The organism is Bradyrhizobium sp. USDA 3240, assembly GCF_054063295.1.
The window spans coordinates 2615263-2633065 of record NZ_JBSSGD010000002.1 but is presented as its reverse complement, the minus strand read 5'-3'; the positions used below and the strand labels follow the sequence as shown (position 1 = coordinate 2633065).

The 17803-nt window shown below is 63.8% G+C and carries 19 protein-coding genes; 9 read left to right on the top strand and 10 right to left on the bottom strand.

What is annotated here, in order from left to right:
* Positions 1 to 72: 72 nt before the first annotated feature.
* The 4 genes from ACVIGA_RS13150 to ACVIGA_RS13135 are packed head-to-tail and all read right to left on the bottom strand — an operon-like array spanning position 73 to position 1852.
* Positions 73 to 588 (bottom strand): SRPBCC family protein, encoded by a 516-nt coding sequence (locus ACVIGA_RS13150; RefSeq protein ID WP_456666721.1) that lies wholly within the window; start codon positions 586 to 588, stop codon positions 73 to 75.
* A 32-nt stretch (positions 589 to 620) separates the two neighbouring features.
* Positions 621 to 1088 (bottom strand): SRPBCC family protein, encoded by a 468-nt coding sequence (locus ACVIGA_RS13145; RefSeq protein WP_456666720.1) that lies wholly within the window; start codon positions 1086 to 1088, stop codon positions 621 to 623.
* On the bottom strand, positions 1081 to 1545 hold the full coding sequence (locus ACVIGA_RS13140; protein WP_456666719.1) for an SRPBCC family protein: 465 nt from the start codon (positions 1543 to 1545) through the stop codon (positions 1081 to 1083). The genes ACVIGA_RS13145 and ACVIGA_RS13140 overlap by 8 nt, the downstream gene beginning before the upstream one ends.
* The gene (locus tag ACVIGA_RS13135; RefSeq protein ID WP_223977133.1) at positions 1538 to 1852 is read right to left on the bottom strand and encodes an ArsR/SmtB family transcription factor; all 315 of its coding nucleotides are present in this window, start codon (positions 1850 to 1852) and stop codon (positions 1538 to 1540) included. The genes ACVIGA_RS13140 and ACVIGA_RS13135 overlap by 8 nt, the downstream gene beginning before the upstream one ends.
* 121 nt (positions 1853 to 1973) lie before the next feature.
* Here ACVIGA_RS13135 and ACVIGA_RS13130 point away from each other — a divergent pair, with 121 nt between their 5' ends.
* The 3 genes from ACVIGA_RS13130 (at position 1974) to ACVIGA_RS13120 (ending at position 4805) form a co-directional block, all read left to right on the top strand.
* Positions 1974 to 3413: an LVIVD repeat-containing protein gene (locus ACVIGA_RS13130; RefSeq protein WP_456666718.1), complete on the top strand. Its 1440-nt coding sequence runs from the start codon at positions 1974 to 1976 to the stop codon at positions 3411 to 3413.
* A gap of 7 nt (positions 3414 to 3420) precedes the next feature.
* The gene (locus ACVIGA_RS13125) at positions 3421 to 3963 is read left to right on the top strand and encodes a hypothetical protein (protein WP_456666717.1); all 543 of its coding nucleotides are present in this window, start codon (positions 3421 to 3423) and stop codon (positions 3961 to 3963) included.
* A 224-nt stretch (positions 3964 to 4187) separates the two neighbouring features.
* The gene (locus ACVIGA_RS13120; protein ID WP_456666716.1) at positions 4188 to 4805 is read left to right on the top strand and encodes a LysE family translocator; all 618 of its coding nucleotides are present in this window, start codon (positions 4188 to 4190) and stop codon (positions 4803 to 4805) included.
* 28 nt (positions 4806 to 4833) lie between these two features.
* Here the strand turns inward: ACVIGA_RS13120 and ACVIGA_RS13115 are convergent, their stop codons facing one another.
* The 3 genes from ACVIGA_RS13115 to ACVIGA_RS13105 are packed head-to-tail and all read right to left on the bottom strand — an operon-like array spanning position 4834 to position 9106.
* A complete protein-coding gene (locus ACVIGA_RS13115; protein WP_456666715.1) occupies positions 4834 to 5757 on the bottom strand; it encodes an FAD binding domain-containing protein in 924 nt (307 codons plus the stop codon).
* Positions 5754 to 8435 (bottom strand): molybdopterin-dependent oxidoreductase, encoded by a 2682-nt coding sequence (locus ACVIGA_RS13110; protein ID WP_456666714.1) that lies wholly within the window; start codon positions 8433 to 8435, stop codon positions 5754 to 5756. The genes ACVIGA_RS13115 and ACVIGA_RS13110 overlap by 4 nt, the downstream gene beginning before the upstream one ends.
* Positions 8432 to 9106 (bottom strand): TetR/AcrR family transcriptional regulator, encoded by a 675-nt coding sequence (locus tag ACVIGA_RS13105; RefSeq protein ID WP_456666713.1) that lies wholly within the window; start codon positions 9104 to 9106, stop codon positions 8432 to 8434. Before ACVIGA_RS13105 ends, ACVIGA_RS13110 begins: the two co-directional genes overlap by 4 nt.
* 200 nt (positions 9107 to 9306) lie before the next feature.
* Here ACVIGA_RS13105 and ACVIGA_RS13100 point away from each other — a divergent pair, with 200 nt between their 5' ends.
* The 5 genes from ACVIGA_RS13100 to ACVIGA_RS13080 all read left to right on the top strand — a co-directional run bounded on the left by ACVIGA_RS13100 (position 9307) and on the right by ACVIGA_RS13080 (position 11583).
* Positions 9307 to 9540, top strand: coding sequence for a DUF6894 family protein (locus ACVIGA_RS13100; protein ID WP_456666712.1), 234 nt, complete (start codon positions 9307 to 9309; stop codon positions 9538 to 9540).
* 9 nt (positions 9541 to 9549) lie between these two features.
* Positions 9550 to 9726: a hypothetical protein gene (locus ACVIGA_RS13095; RefSeq protein ID WP_456666711.1), complete on the top strand. Its 177-nt coding sequence runs from the start codon at positions 9550 to 9552 to the stop codon at positions 9724 to 9726.
* A gap of 209 nt (positions 9727 to 9935) precedes the next feature.
* Positions 9936 to 11099, top strand: coding sequence for a PepSY-associated TM helix domain-containing protein (locus ACVIGA_RS13090; RefSeq protein ID WP_456666710.1), 1164 nt, complete (start codon positions 9936 to 9938; stop codon positions 11097 to 11099).
* A 7-nt stretch (positions 11100 to 11106) separates the two neighbouring features.
* Positions 11107 to 11289 (top strand): hypothetical protein, encoded by a 183-nt coding sequence (locus tag ACVIGA_RS13085; protein WP_456666709.1) that lies wholly within the window; start codon positions 11107 to 11109, stop codon positions 11287 to 11289.
* Positions 11290 to 11328: 39 nt separating this feature from the next.
* Positions 11329 to 11583, top strand: a complete 255-nt coding sequence (locus ACVIGA_RS13080) for a hypothetical protein (protein ID WP_456666708.1) — start codon at positions 11329 to 11331, stop codon at positions 11581 to 11583.
* Positions 11584 to 12072: 489 nt separating this feature from the next.
* Here ACVIGA_RS13080 and ACVIGA_RS13075 read toward each other — a convergent pair whose 3' ends face one another.
* A complete protein-coding gene (locus ACVIGA_RS13075; RefSeq protein ID WP_456666707.1) occupies positions 12073 to 13497 on the bottom strand; it encodes a DUF1254 domain-containing protein in 1425 nt (474 codons plus the stop codon).
* Positions 13498 to 13647: 150 nt separating this feature from the next.
* On the opposite strand from ACVIGA_RS13075, the gene ACVIGA_RS13070 reads away from it, so the two are divergent.
* A complete protein-coding gene (locus ACVIGA_RS13070; protein ID WP_456666119.1) occupies positions 13648 to 14991 on the top strand; it encodes an IS1380 family transposase in 1344 nt (447 codons plus the stop codon).
* Between the two features lie 167 nt (positions 14992 to 15158).
* Here the strand turns inward: ACVIGA_RS13070 and ACVIGA_RS13065 are convergent, their stop codons facing one another.
* Together ACVIGA_RS13065 and ACVIGA_RS13060 are read right to left on the bottom strand one after the other, a co-directional pair.
* On the bottom strand, positions 15159 to 16595 hold the full coding sequence (locus ACVIGA_RS13065; RefSeq protein WP_456666706.1) for a DUF1254 domain-containing protein: 1437 nt from the start codon (positions 16593 to 16595) through the stop codon (positions 15159 to 15161).
* Positions 16596 to 16952: 357 nt separating this feature from the next.
* On the bottom strand, positions 16953 to 17750 hold the full coding sequence (locus ACVIGA_RS13060; protein WP_456666705.1) for an N-formylglutamate amidohydrolase: 798 nt from the start codon (positions 17748 to 17750) through the stop codon (positions 16953 to 16955).
* Positions 17751 to 17803 lie beyond the last annotated feature (53 nt).

The window sequence follows — 17803 nt, the reverse complement described above, 5'->3', positions numbered from 1 at the left end:
ACACAAGCATTTGTGGTTATGGGTCCCGGCCTTCGCCGGGACGACGGTGGAGTACGATGCGCATCGCTCGCGTCACGACGGCATCGGAATTCCCAGTTCCTTCAGCGCGGCCAGCATGCGCTGCGGCGGCTGCATCGGGATCACCATGGCCTTGCCGGTCTCCATGAGGCTCTTCAGGCTGGAGAGGATCGCCGGCCAGCCGGTGCGGCCGCCGGACAGGATGTCGTCGCTGATCGGGCGGTCATGCGATTGCAGCAAGGTCAGCTTCACGCCGTCGCCGGCCGGCTCGATCTCCCAGGTGACGAGCGTCGGCCCGAGTTTTTCGACGAGCTGCGGCCAGTTGACGTTGAAGGTGACGGTCAGCCGCCTCAAGGGATCGCACTCGATCACCTCGCCGGAGATATGCAGCGCGCCGTCGGGCGTGCGCACGATGAAGGCGCCGCCGAGGCGAAGATCGACCTCGACCGCGTTGCCGGAGAAATATTGCCGGCTGAGTTCGGCATTCGTCAGTGCCTGCCAGACTTTCTCGGGCGTGGCGGCGATGTAGATCGCGTAGACGATCGCCGGTTTGAATTTCTCGATGTTCATGTCCGCGCGTATCCTTCGATAGATTTTCATTGTCACTCGAAGCCGTCGATCGCGAGCGCGGCAGGCGGGATCGTGACCGCCTTGCCGGTCTCGAGCAGGCTCTTGAGCCCGGACAGGATCGCCGGCCAGCCCTTGGAAATGCCGTCGAGCAGTTTGCTGCCGACGCCGAAGCCTTCGTGGGTCACGGTCAGCTTCACGATCTTGCCATGGGGCTCGAGCGTGAAGACCACCCTGGTCGCCGGCTCCTTGCGCATCTCCTCGTCGCGCACGTGCTTGAAGGTATAGGCGAGGCGCCGCGGCGGATCGGCCTCGAGGATCTCGCCGGTGTCGGTGGTCTCGCCACCCGTCACCAGCGCGAGCGGCGAGCCGACCTTCCAGTCCGATTTCAGCTCGGTGTCGAACCAGTACTGCCGCGTGAATGTGCTTGATGTCAGCGCATCCCACAGCTTCTCCGGCGTGGTCTCGATGTAGGTGACGTAGGCGAATTCAGGCTTAGGCATGGTAGGCCTCCCTGGCGCCGCTCGTGAGCAGGTCGGCCGGCAATTCGCGTCCGGTCTCCAGGAAGCTCTTCAGGCTTGCAATCACCATCGGCCAGCCGCCGGAGATGTCGCGCAGCGTCTTCGGACCGAGGTTGTCGTGCGTCATGGTCAGCTTGACCACGCTGCCGTGCGGTTCGATGTCGAAGGTCACGCGCGAGACTCCCTCGCGCTCGACGCCTTCCTTCACCACGTCCCAACTATAGGCGAGCCTGTTCGGCGGATCGGCGATCAGCACCTCGCCCTGCACGGCGCGACGGCCATCCTTGGTTAGATGGTAAGGCGAGCCGACCTTCCAGTCCGAGCTGACGCGATAGCCGAACCAGAAGCGTTCCGTGAACTCGCTCGATGTCAGCGCGTGCCACAGCTTGTCGGCGGTGGTCTCGATATAGGTGACGTAGACATAGTCCGGCTTACTCATCACGCTTCTCCAATTGTCTTTTCAATTCACTGAGCGCGGCGAGCTTGCCGCGCTCGAACTTCCTGATCCACCGCTCGCCGATCTGATGGATCGGAACCGGGTTGAGGTAATGCAGCTTCTCGCGGCCATGTTTGATCGTGGTGACGAGGTTGGCCTCCTCGAGAATCCCAAGGTGCTTGGTGACGGCCTGACGCGACATGTCGAGGCCGTCGCAGAGCTCACCGAGCGTCTGCCCGTTCTGATCGTGAAGCCGGTCAAGCAGCGTCCGCCGTGAGGCATCCGCGAGAGCTTTGAAGACTTCATCCATGGGTCGGATAATAGGCAACCAAATGGTTGCATGTCAAGAGCGTGTGTTTGGGCGCCGGTATCGCCATGCTAGCGTTTCAGGCAGCCAACGCAGATTGGCCTGGGAATTCGGGGTGGTGCGAATGGGTGGTCGCGTTACGGGGGTTTGCTGCACGTTCTTTCTTGTCCTGCTTGCGAATGGCGCGAGCGCCCAGCAGAAGATCGGCGACCCGCCCGAAGCCTCCAACATGCGGCTGGTTGGAACCAGCGACTTGCAGGCACGCAGCGCCTATCAGCCGACCATCCATCACCAGGGCGACAGATGGATCGCCTATGTCGGCCATCACGGCGGCACCGACGACATTCCCGATCCCGTCAACCCGATGACCGGCAAAGCCGAGCCGAACGGCACCTCGATCGTCGACGTCACCGATCCCGCGCATCCGAAATATCTGCGGCACATTCCAGGCCAGGAAGGCAAATACGAATCCGGCGGCGCGCAGATGGTGCGGATCTGCGACGGCAAGGATCTGCCGAAAGGCGATCGCAACGCGGTCTACATGCTGCGCACTTTCGGCAGCGAGGCGCATGAGATCTGGAACGTCGCCGATCCCGCCAATCCCGTGCTGGTCACCCGGATCGGTGGGCTGAAGGACACGCACAAGAATTTCTGGGAATGCGAGACCGGCATCGCCTTCCTGGTGTCGGGCGCGCCGGACTGGCGCACGCGACGCATGACGCAGATCTACGATCTCTCCGACCCCGCGCAGCCAAAGAAGATCAGGGACTTCGGTCTGCCTGGACAGGAGCCGGGCGCGACCGGCGCGGTGCCGACCGAATTGCACGGGCCGATCTCGACCGGGCCGCAGGGCAACCGCGTCTATTTCGGCTACGGCACCGACAAGGGCGGCTTCCTGCAGATCGTCGATCGCGACAAGCTTCTGAACGGGCCGAAGGAGCCGACGCCGGACAATCTGAAATTCCCGGAGATCGCGCGGATGCCGCTGTCGGCGATGAACGGCGCGCATACGGTGTTTCCGATGCCCGGCATGCCGATCGCGGAATTCGCCCGCGACAAGGATGGCAAAAGCCGCGACATCGTGATGATCGTCGACGAGGCGATCCAGAACGAGTGCGGCGAGGCACGGCAGATGGTGTGGTTCGCCGACGTCACGACGGAAACGCGGCCGATGCTGATCTCGAGCTATACGGTGCCTGAGGCCTCCGGCGCGTTCTGCGAGCGCGGCGGCCGGTTCGGTTCGCATTCGTCGAACGAGAGCATGGCGCCGGTCTATTACAAGAAGCTCGCTTTCATCGCCTTCTTCAATGCAGGCGTCCGCGCGCTCGATATCCGCGATCCCTATCATCCCAGGGAAGTGGGCTATTTCATTCCTTCGATCACGGCGGCGACCGACAAGCGCTGCGTCACCATCGACGGCAAGGACCGCTGCAAGGTCGCGATCCAGACCAACAATGTCGAGACCGACGCGCGTGGTTACATCTACGCGGTCGACCGCGCCAACACCGGCCTGCATATTCTCGAACTGACCGGCGCGGCGCGTGCCGTCGCCGGCCTGCCGTGAGCGGGCGATGACGCGCTCGTGGCCCGTCATCGCGGCGATGTTCCTGGCGCTCGGCGGCCTGTCGGCCGTGGCGGGCTACGAGGTGGCACCACCGCGCCCCGCGCAATGGCGCGAGATCGCCTGGCCGTTCCCGCGCGACGGTTGGCCCGCCGGCCGCGCCTTCCGCTGCGGCACGGCGGAGTGCGGCGCCGACGTCGAGGTCTATCTGCGGCCGAAGCTAGGCTTCTGCAATTGCGACACCGGCGTTGCCGATGACGACGAGGTCGATCGCGTGTCCGACGTCGACATGATCAGCCCGCGGTTTGTGCCGCTGAAGGTAGGCGATGTCGTCGATGTCGCTGAGATGCGCGGACGGATCAGGGCTTATGATGTCGGGATGCCCAAGGAGAAGCGTACCGCGATCGGCATCGCGCTGTCGCATCGCTGCGATCTCATGGCCTTGGCGGCGCAGGGTGGGGGAGATGCGGCGCGGGTGCAAGGCGCGACGTTGAAGTTTCTGGAGTCGCGAGAGATCAGGAAATGGATGATTGCGGCCATGGAGGGCCGTTGAGCGCAGCGTGCGTCTTCCTTACCTCGCCCCGCTTGCGGGGAGAGGTCGGATCGCATCGCCAGATGCGATCCGGGTGAGGGGGTACAGGTCTTACGACTCACACCGCCTGGTGGAGAGAGCCCCTCACCCCAGCCCTCTCCCCGCAAGAGCGGGGCGAGGGAGCAGACCGCTTCCATGTTCGGCTGTTGCATGCATAATGTCGGCAAAGAACAAACGAGCCCCCAATGTCCCTGCAAGCCTATTTCGCCTTCGTCGCCGCCTGCATTGCGCTGGCGCTGTTGCCCGGTCCGATCGTCACGATGGTGATCGCCAACGGGCTGCGCTACGGCACCCGCGCCGCGCTCACCAATGTGCTGGGTGCGCAGGTCGGGCTCGCGATCGTGATCGGCATCGTCGCGGTCGGGCTGACCTCGCTGATGGCGACGATGGGCTACTGGTTCGACTGGGTGCGCTTTGCCGGCGCCGCCTATCTGGTCTGGCTCGGCATCAAGCTGATCCGCTCGCCGGTCGAGGGCGTCGGCACCGACGACCGGCCGCCGCCACCGCGCGGCGGCTTCTTCCTGCAGGGCTTTCTGGTGCTGCTCTCGAATCCGAAGGTGCTGGTGTTCTTCGGCGCCTTCATTCCGCAGTTCATGGATATGGACAAGCCGCACCTTCCGCAGGTGGCGCTGCTCGGCATCACCTTCATGGCGACCGCCGTGCTGACCGACGCCGCCTACGCGCTGGCCGCCGGCCGCGCCCGCAAATTCTTCTCCAAGGAGCGGACGCGGCTGATGTCGCGCATCTCGGGCGGCTTCATGATCGGCGGCGGCATTTGGCTGGCTCTGACCCGCGCGCGCTGAGCCCGCGCGCCCGGAACGGTCGCCTGCGTTACACCGCGATCCGCTCGACCACGTCGCGCACCAGGCCCGTCAGCAGGTCGAGCTTGTATCCGGTCATGGGCAGCGGCTTGGCGCCCGATGTTGCCAATTCGGCGGCTTGCGCGATGGTCGACGCGTTGGCCGGCTTTCCTTGCAGCGCCGCCGCGCATGCGGCAAGCCGCAGCGGCACCGGGGCGATGCCGCCGGCGGTGATGTGGACCTCGCGAAACACGCCGCCTTCTATCACGGCCCGCACGCAGACCTCGACCAGCGGCCATTCCGCATGCGTCCGGCTGATGGCGCGCTTGTAGAGCGCGCGCTCGCCGGCCAGCGGGGCAGGGAGCTCGATCCGCTCGATCCGTTCGCCCGGTGCGAGCAGATTGTCGACCGCGCCATTGCTGCCGTCGCCGAGCAGGTCGGTGATCGATAGTCCGCTGCGCCGGTCCGTGACGATCTTCGCATCATAGGCCAGCAGCGCCATCGCCATGGTCGACGGATGCGGCGCCACGCAGGGGCCGAGATCGAACGCGACGTGATAGAGATGATTGCCCGCTCGTGCCGGACAGTCGGAGCCGCCCTTCTTGAGACAGGCGATCTGCGGATTGCGGAAGTACCAGCAGCGCGAACGCTGCGCGAGGTTGCCGCCGAGCGTCGCCATGTGCCGGATCTGCGGCGTGGCCAGGCCCTGCGCGGCCGCGGCGATGCCGGGATAGGCTTGCGCGAGCCGCGCATCGGATGCGATCGCCGCGATCGCGGTGAGGGCGCCGATGCGTGCCGCGCCGTCCGCGCCCCATGCGATCCCGATCGTATCGGGACTGGCGGTGAGATCGATGATCGCTCCGTACGACAGGCCGCTGCGACGACGCTCCGACAGATCGGTGCCGGCGGCACGGAATTCGGGCACGGACAGTGCCTCTGCGATTGCGACGCTCATGCGGCATCCCTCCCTTTCAGCGCGGCGACGATGCGGTCGGGCCGGATCGGAATCTCGGTGAGGCGGACGCCGATCGCATCGTGGATCGCGTTCGCGACCGCGGCCGAGGTTGGCACCGTCGACGCCTCTCCGATGCCGACGCTGTTGCCGAGCACATGGTCGAAGCCGGCTTCGTCGAAATGCACGTCGATCTCGGGTGTGTCGGCGATACCCGGGATGCGATAATCCTCCATCCCCGCGGTCAGCACGTCGCCGCTGGTCGGATCGAGCTCGCGCGCTTCATAGAGCGCGTAGCCGAGGCCCTGGATCACCGCGCCGCAGGCCTGGCTGCGCGCCAGCGCCGGCGCTGCGATCTTGCCGACCGCGATGCCGGTATGCACATTGAGCACGCGGACATGGCCGAGCCAGGTGTCGACCTCGACCTCGATCACCTGCACGGAGCTCGGCACGCCGGCGCCGACCGCGATGTTCGAGAAGCGGCGCATCATCCAGCCGAACACCATGCCCATCAGGCCGACTTCGCGCAGCGGCGAGCGGATGCCGGGCGCCGTGTTCTTGCCGTCCTCGCCGCGCGTCTCCACCACCGCGATGTCGGGCGAACGCGCGATCAGCTCGCGCCAGGGCGCGTTCGATCCGGGTGCGGGCTTTCGCGTCGCGTGTTCGAGGATCGCGGCCTTCAGTTTCCGCACCGCCTGCAGCGTCGGCGGCATCACCGAGGCGGTGACGCGGCTGCCGCCGGAGCCGGGGCCTTCGGGCAGCGATGAATCGCCGATCCGCACCTCGATGTCGCCGGGTTCGAGATCGAGCTCGCGCGCGATCGTGTCGGCAAGCACACTGCGGGTGCCGGTGCCGATGTCCTGCGTCGCGGTGCTGGCGACGATCCGGCCGCCCTTGACCGCGACCTCGACCTTCACGTTGGGCTGCCAGAGATAGAGCCAGTAGCCGGTCGCTATGCCGATGCCGCGGCGATAGCGCCCATTCTGCGCCGGCTTGCGGTTGCGCCAGATCTCGAGCCCGGAGGCCCAGTCGTAGAGCCGCTGACGGTTGGGATCGGGATCCCAGCGCTTGCGCAAGGCAATCGGATCGACCTTGAGCCGCAGCGCGGCCTCATCGATCGCCTGCTCCACCGCGAACGCCATCGGCGGACCGCCGGGGCCGCGGAAGGCCGCGCCGGGCGGCAAATTGCTGATGACGTCGAAATCCGAAAGGTCCTTCGCCTCGGCCGGATAGATCAGCCGCGCCAGGCCCGCGATCGTCGAATTGGTCGCGGCCCCCGTATCGGCATGCGCGGTGACGGAGAGCGCTTTCAGGCCGCCCCTGTCGGAGGGCAACAGCGCGACCTTCAGTTCCGCGGCCGGCCGATAGCCGGCGACGGAGAGCTCTTCCTGCCGATCGTAGGCAACTCTCACAGGCGCCTTCGCCTCGCGCGCGAGCTCGATCGCGGCGATGGTCTCGGTGCCGAGGCTCGCCTTCGAGCCGAAGCCGCCGCCGACATGATCGGCGATGACGCGGACCTTGTCGTGATCGAGCTTGTAGCGCTTTGCGATCTGCTCCTTGAGGTGAAACACCTGCTGGGTCGAGGCGTGCAAGGTCAGCCGGTCGCCGTCGAAGCGCGCCACCGCGGCATGCGGCTCGAGACATGCATGTTGCTGCGTGGCGGTGCGGAAGGTGGCTTCGACGAGCAGACGGTTGTTGGCCTGGCGCGCCTCGTCCACCCAGTTGCGGGCCTTCTTGGCGCGGGTCGAGAACACCGCGGTCGGCCCGCGGATGTTCTGCTTCCATGGCGCCGGCCCGCCGGCCGCCTCCGAGACATTACCGGCCCGTTTGCGGTTCGCCTTGTCGAACACCACAGGCGCTCCATCCTTGCGCCCGGCGTCGAGCCCGACCACCGCAGGCAACCGTTCGCTGGTCAGCTTGATCGCAGCCAGCGCGGCCAGCGCCGTCTTGCGGTCCCTGGCTGCGACCGCCGCAATCGGCTCGCCGACATAGCGCACGATCCGGTCATCGCCGAGCAGCGACACCGCGGCGACGCCGGCGAGCGCGCGCGCGGGAGCCAGATCAAGCGCGGTGATGCGGGCATGCGCCTCGTGCGAGCGCAGGATCAAGCCTTCGAGCTGGCCGTCATGATTGATGTCGACGGTGTACTTTGCCGCGCCCGTCACCTTGTCGCGTGCCTCGATGCGTGGCGCCGTGACGTTGTCGCCGTCGAAGCGGCCGGCGCAGGCATCCGCCACCGCACGGAAGATACCATCATAGGCGCCGCAGCGGCAGAGATGGCCCGACAGCGCCGCGCCGATCTCCTCGCGTGACGGCACTGCCGTCCCCTTGGTCGCGCGCCAGCGGTCGCAGAACGCGGTCGCCTCCACGATGAAGCCCGGCGTGCAAAAGCCGCATTGCAGGGCATCATGCGCCATGAACGCCTTCTGCACCGGATGCAGCCCGGCGGCGCCGATGGCCTCCACCGTCGTCACCGCTTTGCCGGCCGCGGCGTGCGCCGGCATCAGGCAGCTTGCGACCGGCGCGCCGTCGACCAGCACCGTGCAGGCGCCGCAGACGCCGGCGCCGCACACGAGCTTGGTGCCGGTGAGCTTGAGCTGGTCGCGCACGATGTCGATCAAGAGCGCATCGGGATCATCGGGCAGCGATTCAACACGGCCATTGATGGTCGTCGTGCTCATGGATGTCCTCCTGTCTTGCTGCGTGTCGGCTTTGCCCTGATCGCCGCCTTCTTGATGGGCGGCTTTGCGGATTTCGGCGAAGATTTGGGCACAGCGCCCGCGCAGAGCGTCCGCACCATGATCGCCATGTCCTTGAGGAACGCATCGGACGGCTGCATCGCCGGATACTGCGACTTCGATGCGTACACTGACATTTCGACAAGCCGCGCGAATTCGGCCGGCGACAGGTCCTGCGGCAGCGCCAGCTGCTGCTTGCGCACGATCTTCGTGATCGTCGCGACCATGCGCTCCGCATAGCGTGCGGCGTAGGTCTGGTAGAGGTCGCGCGCGTGCACGAGATGCTCGGAATACAATTCCTCGAGATGCGGCGAGCCGTCCAGCGACGAGATCATGGTCGACATCCGCGCGGTCATGCCCGCGGCAAGGATGTCGCCGAGATTGCCGCCCGCCGTCTCCGCCTCGGCGACGGCAATCTCCTCGGCCGCGATCGCGGATTCATGCACGCGCTCGATCACGGCGCGGAACAGCGCTTCCTTGGATTCGAAATGATGATAGAGCGCCTGCCGCGTCAGGCCGGCCGCTTCGGCGACCTGCTCGATCGAGGAACGGCGAAAGCCGTGCCGGCGGAACACCAGCATGGTGGCATCGAGAATACGGGTTTTCGGTCCCATTTGACGATTTTGACAAATATAGGAGAATTGTCAAATAGCGATTTGGTGAAGGCGGCGTTGGAGCCCTGATCACCATTCCGCGAGGCCGCCGCGCTGCCTGCGCCCGTGTGAACCGCATCACGGATGGTCGCGTCCAAGTTACGTAGAGCTTCGTCGTACAAAGGCGAGCCAGATCGCCCGGAGCTTGCGAGGACGCGGACATGACGCAGGTCTATTTCCATTGCTCGAATACGCGCGGCGTGTTGATGGATCGCCGCGGTACCTCCGTCACGAGCCTCTCCGAGGCCTGCGAGGCGGCGACCCGTATGATGCGCTCGCTGGCCGCAACGGTCAGTCTGGAAGACTGGCGCGACTGGGCCGTGCATGTCAGCGACGAGGACGGTGAGGAGATCGTCATCCTGCCCTTCGCATTCGTTCTCGGAAAACCGCACTGAGAGGGTGCCATGTTGTCGCTGAAGTCACTGTTACCTCTGCGCCGTGGCCTGAACGCGATCACGACCGGCTGGCAGAACTTGATCGCGCGAATGCGCGATCCCTACCGGCCCGAGCTGCACTACATGCGCGGGCCGGGCCCCAGATGGCGTGCGAAGCATCCCGTCCGCGCGGCGTCGGCCGGTTGAACGCCGCGATCCAATTTAGAACGATCCCAGGAAATCGCGCTGACAGCCGAGACGCATCGTCGCAGGTCCCGGACGCGCTCGTTGCGAGAGCGCAACACGATCAACGATAAGTCCAACACTGGATGGGTTCTAATCGCCGCGCGACGGCGTGCATCCTTCATCGTGTTAGTGACGACAGCAATGGAGACTCCTGAAACTAGGTAGCGAAGTTGACTGCGACGACCAAATCCCTGCGGCGGTGGGGCGCCGTCCACAAATGGACCAGCCTGATCTGCACCTTGTTCATGCTGCTGCTGTGCATCACCGGCCTGCCGCTGATCTTCCACGACGAGATCGACGATCTCCTGCACAGCCAGGTCAAGCCGGCCGAGGCGCCCGCCGGCACGCCGCCCGCCAATCTCGATCGTCTGCTCGCCAACGCGCTCGCACGGGCGCCGGGCAAGGTGCCCCATTTCCTGATCTGGGATCGCGACGAACCCGGCGCGATCTGGGTCAGCGTTGGCCCGACGATCGACGCCGATCCGACCAACAACCTCCTGGTCCGGATGGATACGCATACCGGCGCCTATCTCGATTCCCCTGATGTGACCGGCCGCTTCACCTACATCATGCTGAAGCTGCACACCGACATGTTCGCGGGCCTGCCCGGCAAGCTGTTCCTTGGATTGATGGGGATCCTGTTCTGCGTCGCGATCATTTCCGGCATCGTCGTCTATGCGCCGTCGACGCGAAAGCTGCGCTTCGGCGCCTATCGCGCGCAGCGGAGGCGCGTCGTGCGCTGGCTCGACGTCCACAATCTCGCCGGCATCCTGCTGGTGGCCTGGACGCTGGTCGTCGGCTTCACCGGCGTCATCAACACCTGGGCCGATCTCGTGCTCAAGATGTGGCAATTCGGCCAGCTCGCCGAGATGACCGCGCAGTACAAGGACCGGCCGGTGCCGACGAAGCTGACCTCGCTGAACGGCGCGGTTGAGGTGGCCCGGCACGCCGTGCCCGGCATGACGCCGAGCTTCGTCGCGTTCCCGGGAACCCTGTTCAGCAGCAAGAGCCATTATGCGGTGTTCCTGCACGGCGATACGCCGCTGACCTCGCGGCTCTTGAAGCCCGCGCTGATCGATGCGGAAACGGGCACGCTGACCGACAGCCGCGATATGCCCTGGTATGTCTCGACGCTGTACGTCTCGCAGCCACTGCATTTCGGCGACTACGGCGGCATGCCGCTCAAGATCGTCTGGGCGCTGCTCGACATCCTCACCATCTTCATCCTCGTCACCGGCGTGTATCTGTGGATGCGTCGGCGCAAGGCGGGTGTGAGCGTGGAACGCGCGATCGCCAACGCCGCCTCCATCGATAACCCCGCGCTCACGTCGTGACATCAGCATGGTCGTACATCGTTCATTGAACCAGATCTTCGCCGCTCCGCTCGTCATCGCAATCGTGAGCACGGTGGGATTGATCAGCGCGCTGTTCGGCGACGGCTGGTGGGATGCCGTCTCCTGGGTGGCGCTCGGCCTGCCCGTGCTGCTCTATCTGCTGTTCATCTGGCGGCGCCGGCCGAATTGATCGGAATATGCGCATCCCTGCGGTGTCTCAACCGCGGAGATGCGCGGCAAGTCGACCAGGAAATCGAGCGGGAAATCGAGCAGGCAATCGCCGCCACGCAAATGCCTGGCGTGCGGCATCGCGCCGGTGCGAGCACCGCAGATCATCTGCCACGGCTGCGTCGGCTCGGCGACGGCGATCGAGGTCGTTCGCAAATCCAGAGTCGCGCCGGCGCCGGTCAAGAAGCGCGAGGCGGCATCGATCCGACGCTCGCCGAAGAAGCGGCGGCTTCGTCCCCGCCGTCCGAGCGACTAGGGCGAGAAGCGCGGGCGGCCTTCGCGATCAATTACGACGAAAACCCTGGCCGAGACGGTCGACCAGCGTGACCAGCATTACAATTGTAGCGGGTGCAATCCTGGTAAATGCCCCGACACTCGGAGGATGGTATTTGCTTCAAGGACAGGCAGTCGCGATATCGCGCACGACAGGTATTTGTGCATTGCCGTTTAGCGGTCTGCGCCGCAGCGAAGGTGAGTGAGGCGAGATCGGCGTCGCGCGCGTTGAGTGTTCCCGTACTCGATGACAGAAACCCTGCGAAGAGTACGCAGACGAAGGCAACCGACCGCTTGGTACATTTCATGGCCCAGCACCCTTTAGGTCGAAAAACACAGGAGTTTGGAGTGACGCCGCAGTTCGTCATTGAAGTACAGGCTTTATTCATCCGCAATAGCTTTTAACGGTTTTGCCATGTCTCGAAGTCGCCAGTTACCTAAAACGCCGCGCTACTAAATTTCCGGCAGAATCTCACCCGGTCTGCTGCAGCGGCGGTTGCGTCCACTTGCCTTCCGTTGCTGCTTCTTTCGGCCAGTAGAGACGCATTATCATGGAGAAGGGCCCCTTTGGCGCGGGCAGCCAGTTGGCTTCCTTGTCCTTGCCGGGGGATTCGTTTTGGACAATCAGCGTCAACCCGCCATCGGCGTCGCGTTTGAGCCGCGGCAGCATCGGTGAATTAATCAGATAGCGATTGAGCGGATTGGCGACGAGCAGGCTCTGAGGTTCATCATACATCGTCAGCGACCAGAACGCGTTGACGGGTGGCAACTGGCCCGGCGCAAAGCGCAAGGTGTAACGATTGGCACCGTTCAGCTTCTGCTTCGCTGCATCCACGTAATAGGTCGGATACATCGCCTCCTGCTTCGAATTGCCGTAGATGCCGAGTGCGGCCGCCCCCATGCGGTAGAGATAATTCCCTCTCAGATACTGCCGCGTACCGAAGACATCGCCGGAGGACACCTTCCCTTCCTCAACATCTTTCTTCAGGCCAGCGAGGGCAGCCCAGGCGTCGGCCATGCCCTGCTCGATGGCCGTCTTGATCTCGGGCGAGAGCTTGCTCGCGTCAAAGGTCTTGCCCGCGCCGACGCCGATCTTGGCGAAGCGCGCCATCAGTTCCTCCTCGGACGGGACCGTCGGGCAGAACTGCAGGACGAAGTTCAGGATATTGAAGAACTGTGGCGAGGTCTTCTCTTCTGCGGGCGTGAGCGGCTTGATGAAATCAATTGCCGGCGCCGCCTTGGGTGCCGGTTGCCCGAGAAACGCGGAGAGCGTCTGTACCTTGTAGCCGGCCTGGACCTTCTTCACGTTCTCGATATCGGCTGGATCGAAGAGCTGTGTGCGATACGTTGGGAACGCCAGTTCGGTCTCGCAGTGAAAGACCTTCTCGACGCCCTTGGGCGCGTCACCCTTCCATCCCGGTCCTGCGAGCAGGAAGCTGCCGCCTCCGTTGCCGCTCGTTCGGGTCCCGATGTAGTCGAAGTTGAAGGTGTAGTAATCGATGAGCTGGACGCTGAAATAGCGCTCCTTTCCCATCGCCGGCACGGTAAGTACGAGAGGTTCGGAACGCAGGTCCGCGCCAACAAAGGAGTAAGGTGTGTCCGAGTTGGGTGTCTGGATCGCCGTGTCAGCGGGCGTGAAGACACGAGCGCTGTTCCAGATCTGATTCCAGGGCCCCTTGTATTCTGGGGTCGTCTTATCGACCCAATAGGCATGCTGGATTCGGTAGTTGTCAACGATCGGGAAGCCGTAAACGTAGGCTTCCTTGGCAATGGCACGCGCCTCCGCGGGATTGACGCTAACTTGTGCGTTGGCCGCCGTGAAGTGGACCACCGGGAGCACGGCAACCGCGCCCATAAAGCCTCTTCGAGTAATGGCTTTCATGTCTGACCCCTTCATCTCGCTGTTCGGCGCTGGATGCGCCTAGCCCGTCTTATTCGTCAGAGGGCGCCTGAGAGGCTGGCGAGCGTGGTGTAAAGCGCTGATGAAGCGTAGGATTCGGTTGCGAAGCCAACCCCATCACCTTCCACCGCGAACGCCACGCCCGCCATGACCGATGATACGAGTCTACCCTTCTCGTTTCCAGCCGTTCACGCCAAGAAAGTCACAGCTGCCTTCGATGGCGGTCGGCTGACCTCGAACGGGGGCGTGATGCTTCTTGCGATGGCCGAGCGACGTCTCGGTTTGGCCAACAATTTGGCCCGGGTGTTCCCGGATCGGCGCGATCCGACGCGGGTCGTGCACAGCCTTGTCGATATGTTTCGCGCTCGCATGTTCGCGATCTGCTGCGGCTACGAGGACGCCGATGACCTCGATCATCTGCGGTCCGATCCCGCATTCAAGCTGGCCTGTGGACGGCTACCAGACAGCGGTCGCGATCTGTGTTCCCAACCGACGCTGTCGCGGCTGGAGAATGCTCCCCGCCTGCGCGACGTGATCCGACTGACCTACACTTTGGTCGACGCATGGATGGATAGCTACCCGCGCGAGCCTGCATCCGTCACGCTCGACATCGATGATACCTGCGATGTCGTCCACGGCCATCAGCAGCTCTCGCTGTTCAACGCTCATTATGACGAACGCTGCTTCCTGCCGATCCACGTCTACGACACGGAGAAGAGCCGGCCCGTGGCGGTCGTGCTGCGGCCCGGCAAGACGCCGGGCGGCGTCGAGGTGCGTGCCCATCTGCGCCGCCTGGTGCGGCACATCCGCACGCGATGGCACAAGACGCGAATTACGTTCCGTGGCGACGGGCACTATGCTCGGCCGGAGGCGATGACGTGGTGCGAGAACAACGGCATCGACTACATCTTCGGTCTGTCCGGTACCAGGCCGCTCGCCAGAAAAGTCGACGAGGTCGCCGACGATATCCGCACCCGACGCGCCATCGAGAACCTAGCTGTTCTGCGCGGCTATACCGAGACGCGCCACAAGGCAAAGTCCTGGGATCGCGAACGGCGCACCGTCGCCCGTATTGAGGCGACGATGCTCGGCCTCGACATCCGCTTCGTCGTCACCAGCCTCGATGTCGGCTCGGCCGAGTGGATCTACGACAGCCTGTATTGCGCGCGCGGCCAAGCCGAGAATCTGATCAAGCTGCATAAGACACAGCTCGCCTCCGATCGCACCAGCTGCCGTTCGGCGCTCGCCAATCAAGTCCGCCTCGTTCTCCACACCGCCGCTTATTGGCTGATGCTGACCGTGCGCGACGCGATTCCCAAAGCCCGGGAATTGGCCACAGCCGAGTTCGCGACGCTGCGTCTTCGTCTCTTGAAACTCGCTGCCCGTGTCGTCGAGACCACGAGCCGCATTCGCCTTGCGTTTGCCGCGGCATGTCCCGAAGCCGACCTGATCCGCGGCTTGCCAAGCGCGCTGCTGCCGCTCGGTCCTTGACCGGCGGGGCGTCCGCCCCCCGTTCGCCCAACCTACACCTCAAGCGCGTTGCAAAGTACCGGTCGTCAGGCGGTGAAAAGCCGAAGGCAATCCCGCGCGCCTCGTCAGAGCAGATGTGCGGCCACATCAATCGGACTAAAAAAACGCACTCTCACGAATAGGACGGGCTAGTTGGCTGCCACCGCGATTGCCGGCGGCTTCCAGGTGCCGTTACCGGGAGGCAGAACCGACGGGGCTTCGGTCTTCGGCCAGTACAGGCGCATGACAAGATAGATGTCCCCGTTCGGGGCGGGTAGCCAATTGGATTCCTTGTCGGCGCCGGGCGATTTGTTCTGGATGTATAGCGTCAACGAACCGTCGGCATTCTTCTTCATGCCCGGCAGCATCGGCGAATTGATCAGGTACCGGTTGATCGGATTCTCGATCAGCAATTGCGTCTTGCCGTCGTACATGGTCACCGACCAGAAGGCGTCCACTGGCGGCAACTGCCCGGCGGGGAAAGTGAGGGTGTATTGGTGCCTTGATCCGTCGAGGACCTCGCCGTCAGCAAGCGTCTTCGCCATTGGATAGACGGCCTCGACCGCGTCGTTGCCATAAATGCCGCCCTTGGCGGCGGCAGCGCGCTTCAGCCAGTCGCCGCTGTAGAATTGTCTGTCTCCGAACAGCGACCCGATTTTCCATCCGTTGACGTCCTTCTCACCGCTGGCGAGATACTTCTCGACCCTCTCTTCGCCGTCCTTCATCCCTAGCCCGATTTCGATCTTGTGGGTCAGCGGAAGGTCCTTGAAGTCAAAGGTCTTGCCGGCCCCGACCCCAATGCGCGCGAGCTTGGCGCGGATTTCTTTTTCTTCCGGTCCCGCCGGCGCGAATTGGAGAGCAAAGTCGAGATACTCAAAGAAATTCTTCTTCACCATCTCCTTGTCGATCTTGGGGAAGTCCACTGCGGCTGCGGCGACCGTAGCCGGTTGCTTCAAATAGGCCGACAGCCGCTGCACCTTGTAGCCGGCCTGGACCTTCTCGACATTCGGCATGTCTGCAGCATTGAAAAGCTGCGTACGGTAGGCAGCGGCAGAAAACTGCGTCGTGGACCGGAATACCTTCTTGATACCGGGGGGCGTTGCACCCTGCCAGTCTGGTCCAACGACCATGTAGTCACCGGCCTCGCTGCCGGTCGCGCGGCTGCCGATATATCCGTAATTGAACGTGTTGCCGTCGCACAGCATCACTGAATAATAGCGCGTCGTCTCGACGGCCGGGACGGACAACACGATCGGCTCGGCACGCAAATCCATGAACAACAAGGAATACGGCGTATCGCTATTGGGAGTGACGACCGCCGTGTCCTTGTATGTATAGACACGCGCCTCGTTTTTGATCTGATTGAACGGCGCCTTGTATTGCCCCGAGTTCTTGTCGACGGAATACTCGTACATCACCGCGTAGTTCATCACGATGGGTAGCCCGTAGATGAAGCCTTCCTCGGCGATGGCCTTGGCCTCACGGATGTCAGGCCATTGCGCCAGCGACACGTTCGGCGTCAATGTGCATATCGAGCCCGTCAGGGCGGCCACTAACACTCTCAGGGCGCGGGCGAATGTGTTCATGAACTCCCTCCCTTGTTGTCCGACGTTGCCATATGACCAAGGATCGGCGTGAACGATAGCGATCACTCCCAGAAAAGTAGCTTCTATTGATTATCGATCGTCCGAACGTTTGGCTGTCAACGTGATACGCAGCCGCCAAAAACCAGGGGCAGTTTGCCGCTTTGGAGCTTCAGGTTACATCGGAGTTTTAGGTTACATCGCGGTACACGCCTCTACAAGGGGTTGCGGCGGGCTCCGGTTGCGGCAGCGTATCTGAAACGGGTCAAAGGCCGTCGATGGCGGCCGAGCCGAGTAACATCCGCTTCACCCTCAGAAGCGGGCCTTTATGAATACACACCCTAGCTGCCCGTTCGACGCCTAGATCAGCGCTTCCGCACGCAACGTCGTCTCGATCTCGCCGAGAATGCGCGCCAGCCGTTCGGCCCATGCGGTCTCTCCGGCCTGGTCGGAGATCAGGTCCTGGCGGATCTCGATGCCGGAATTCATCAGGCCGCGCTTCTCGCCATGCACGGGGATCGTGTAGTCGGTCTCGTCGCTGACTGCATAGGGCTCGTTGTCGCCGACCACGAGATCGGCCTCGCTGCGCAGATGCTTCAGCAGCAGCGGCGGCAGCATCGTGTCGCGGTGATAGAGCGTGCCGATGTGCCAGGGACGCGCGATGCCGGCATAGACCGGCGTGAAGCTGTGCAGCGACACCAGCACCGTCGGCATGCCTCGATGCGCACGCGCGTCGATGATCTCGTCGATGCGCTGATGATAGGGATCGAAGATCTGCGCGCGGCGCATCTCGGCGGCTTCGCGCGACAGGCCTTCATTGCCGGGAACGGTGGTGGCTTCGCTGATCAACGGAACCGAGCTTGCGACATGTGGCGGACGATTGCAGTCGATCACGAGCCGCGAGTAGCGCTGCGCGATCAGGTGCGCGCCGAGCAGGTCGGAGAGCTGAGTTGCGACGCCGGCGATGCCGATGTCCCAGGCGATGTGCCGGACGAGCTCGCTTTCGGGCAGGCCGAGATCGCCGAGCGGGGAGGGAATCAGCCTGCCGTAATGATCGCAGGTGAACAGGAACGGCGAGCGGCCATCGGAATTATGTTCAAGAACCGGTGAAACGTCGGTGCTTGCGAGCAGGAACGATGGGCCACCGCCGTAATTCAAGGGCCTTTTCCTCAACTTTGCCTATTCAAGGGGCATGCTGGTCTGGAATCGAG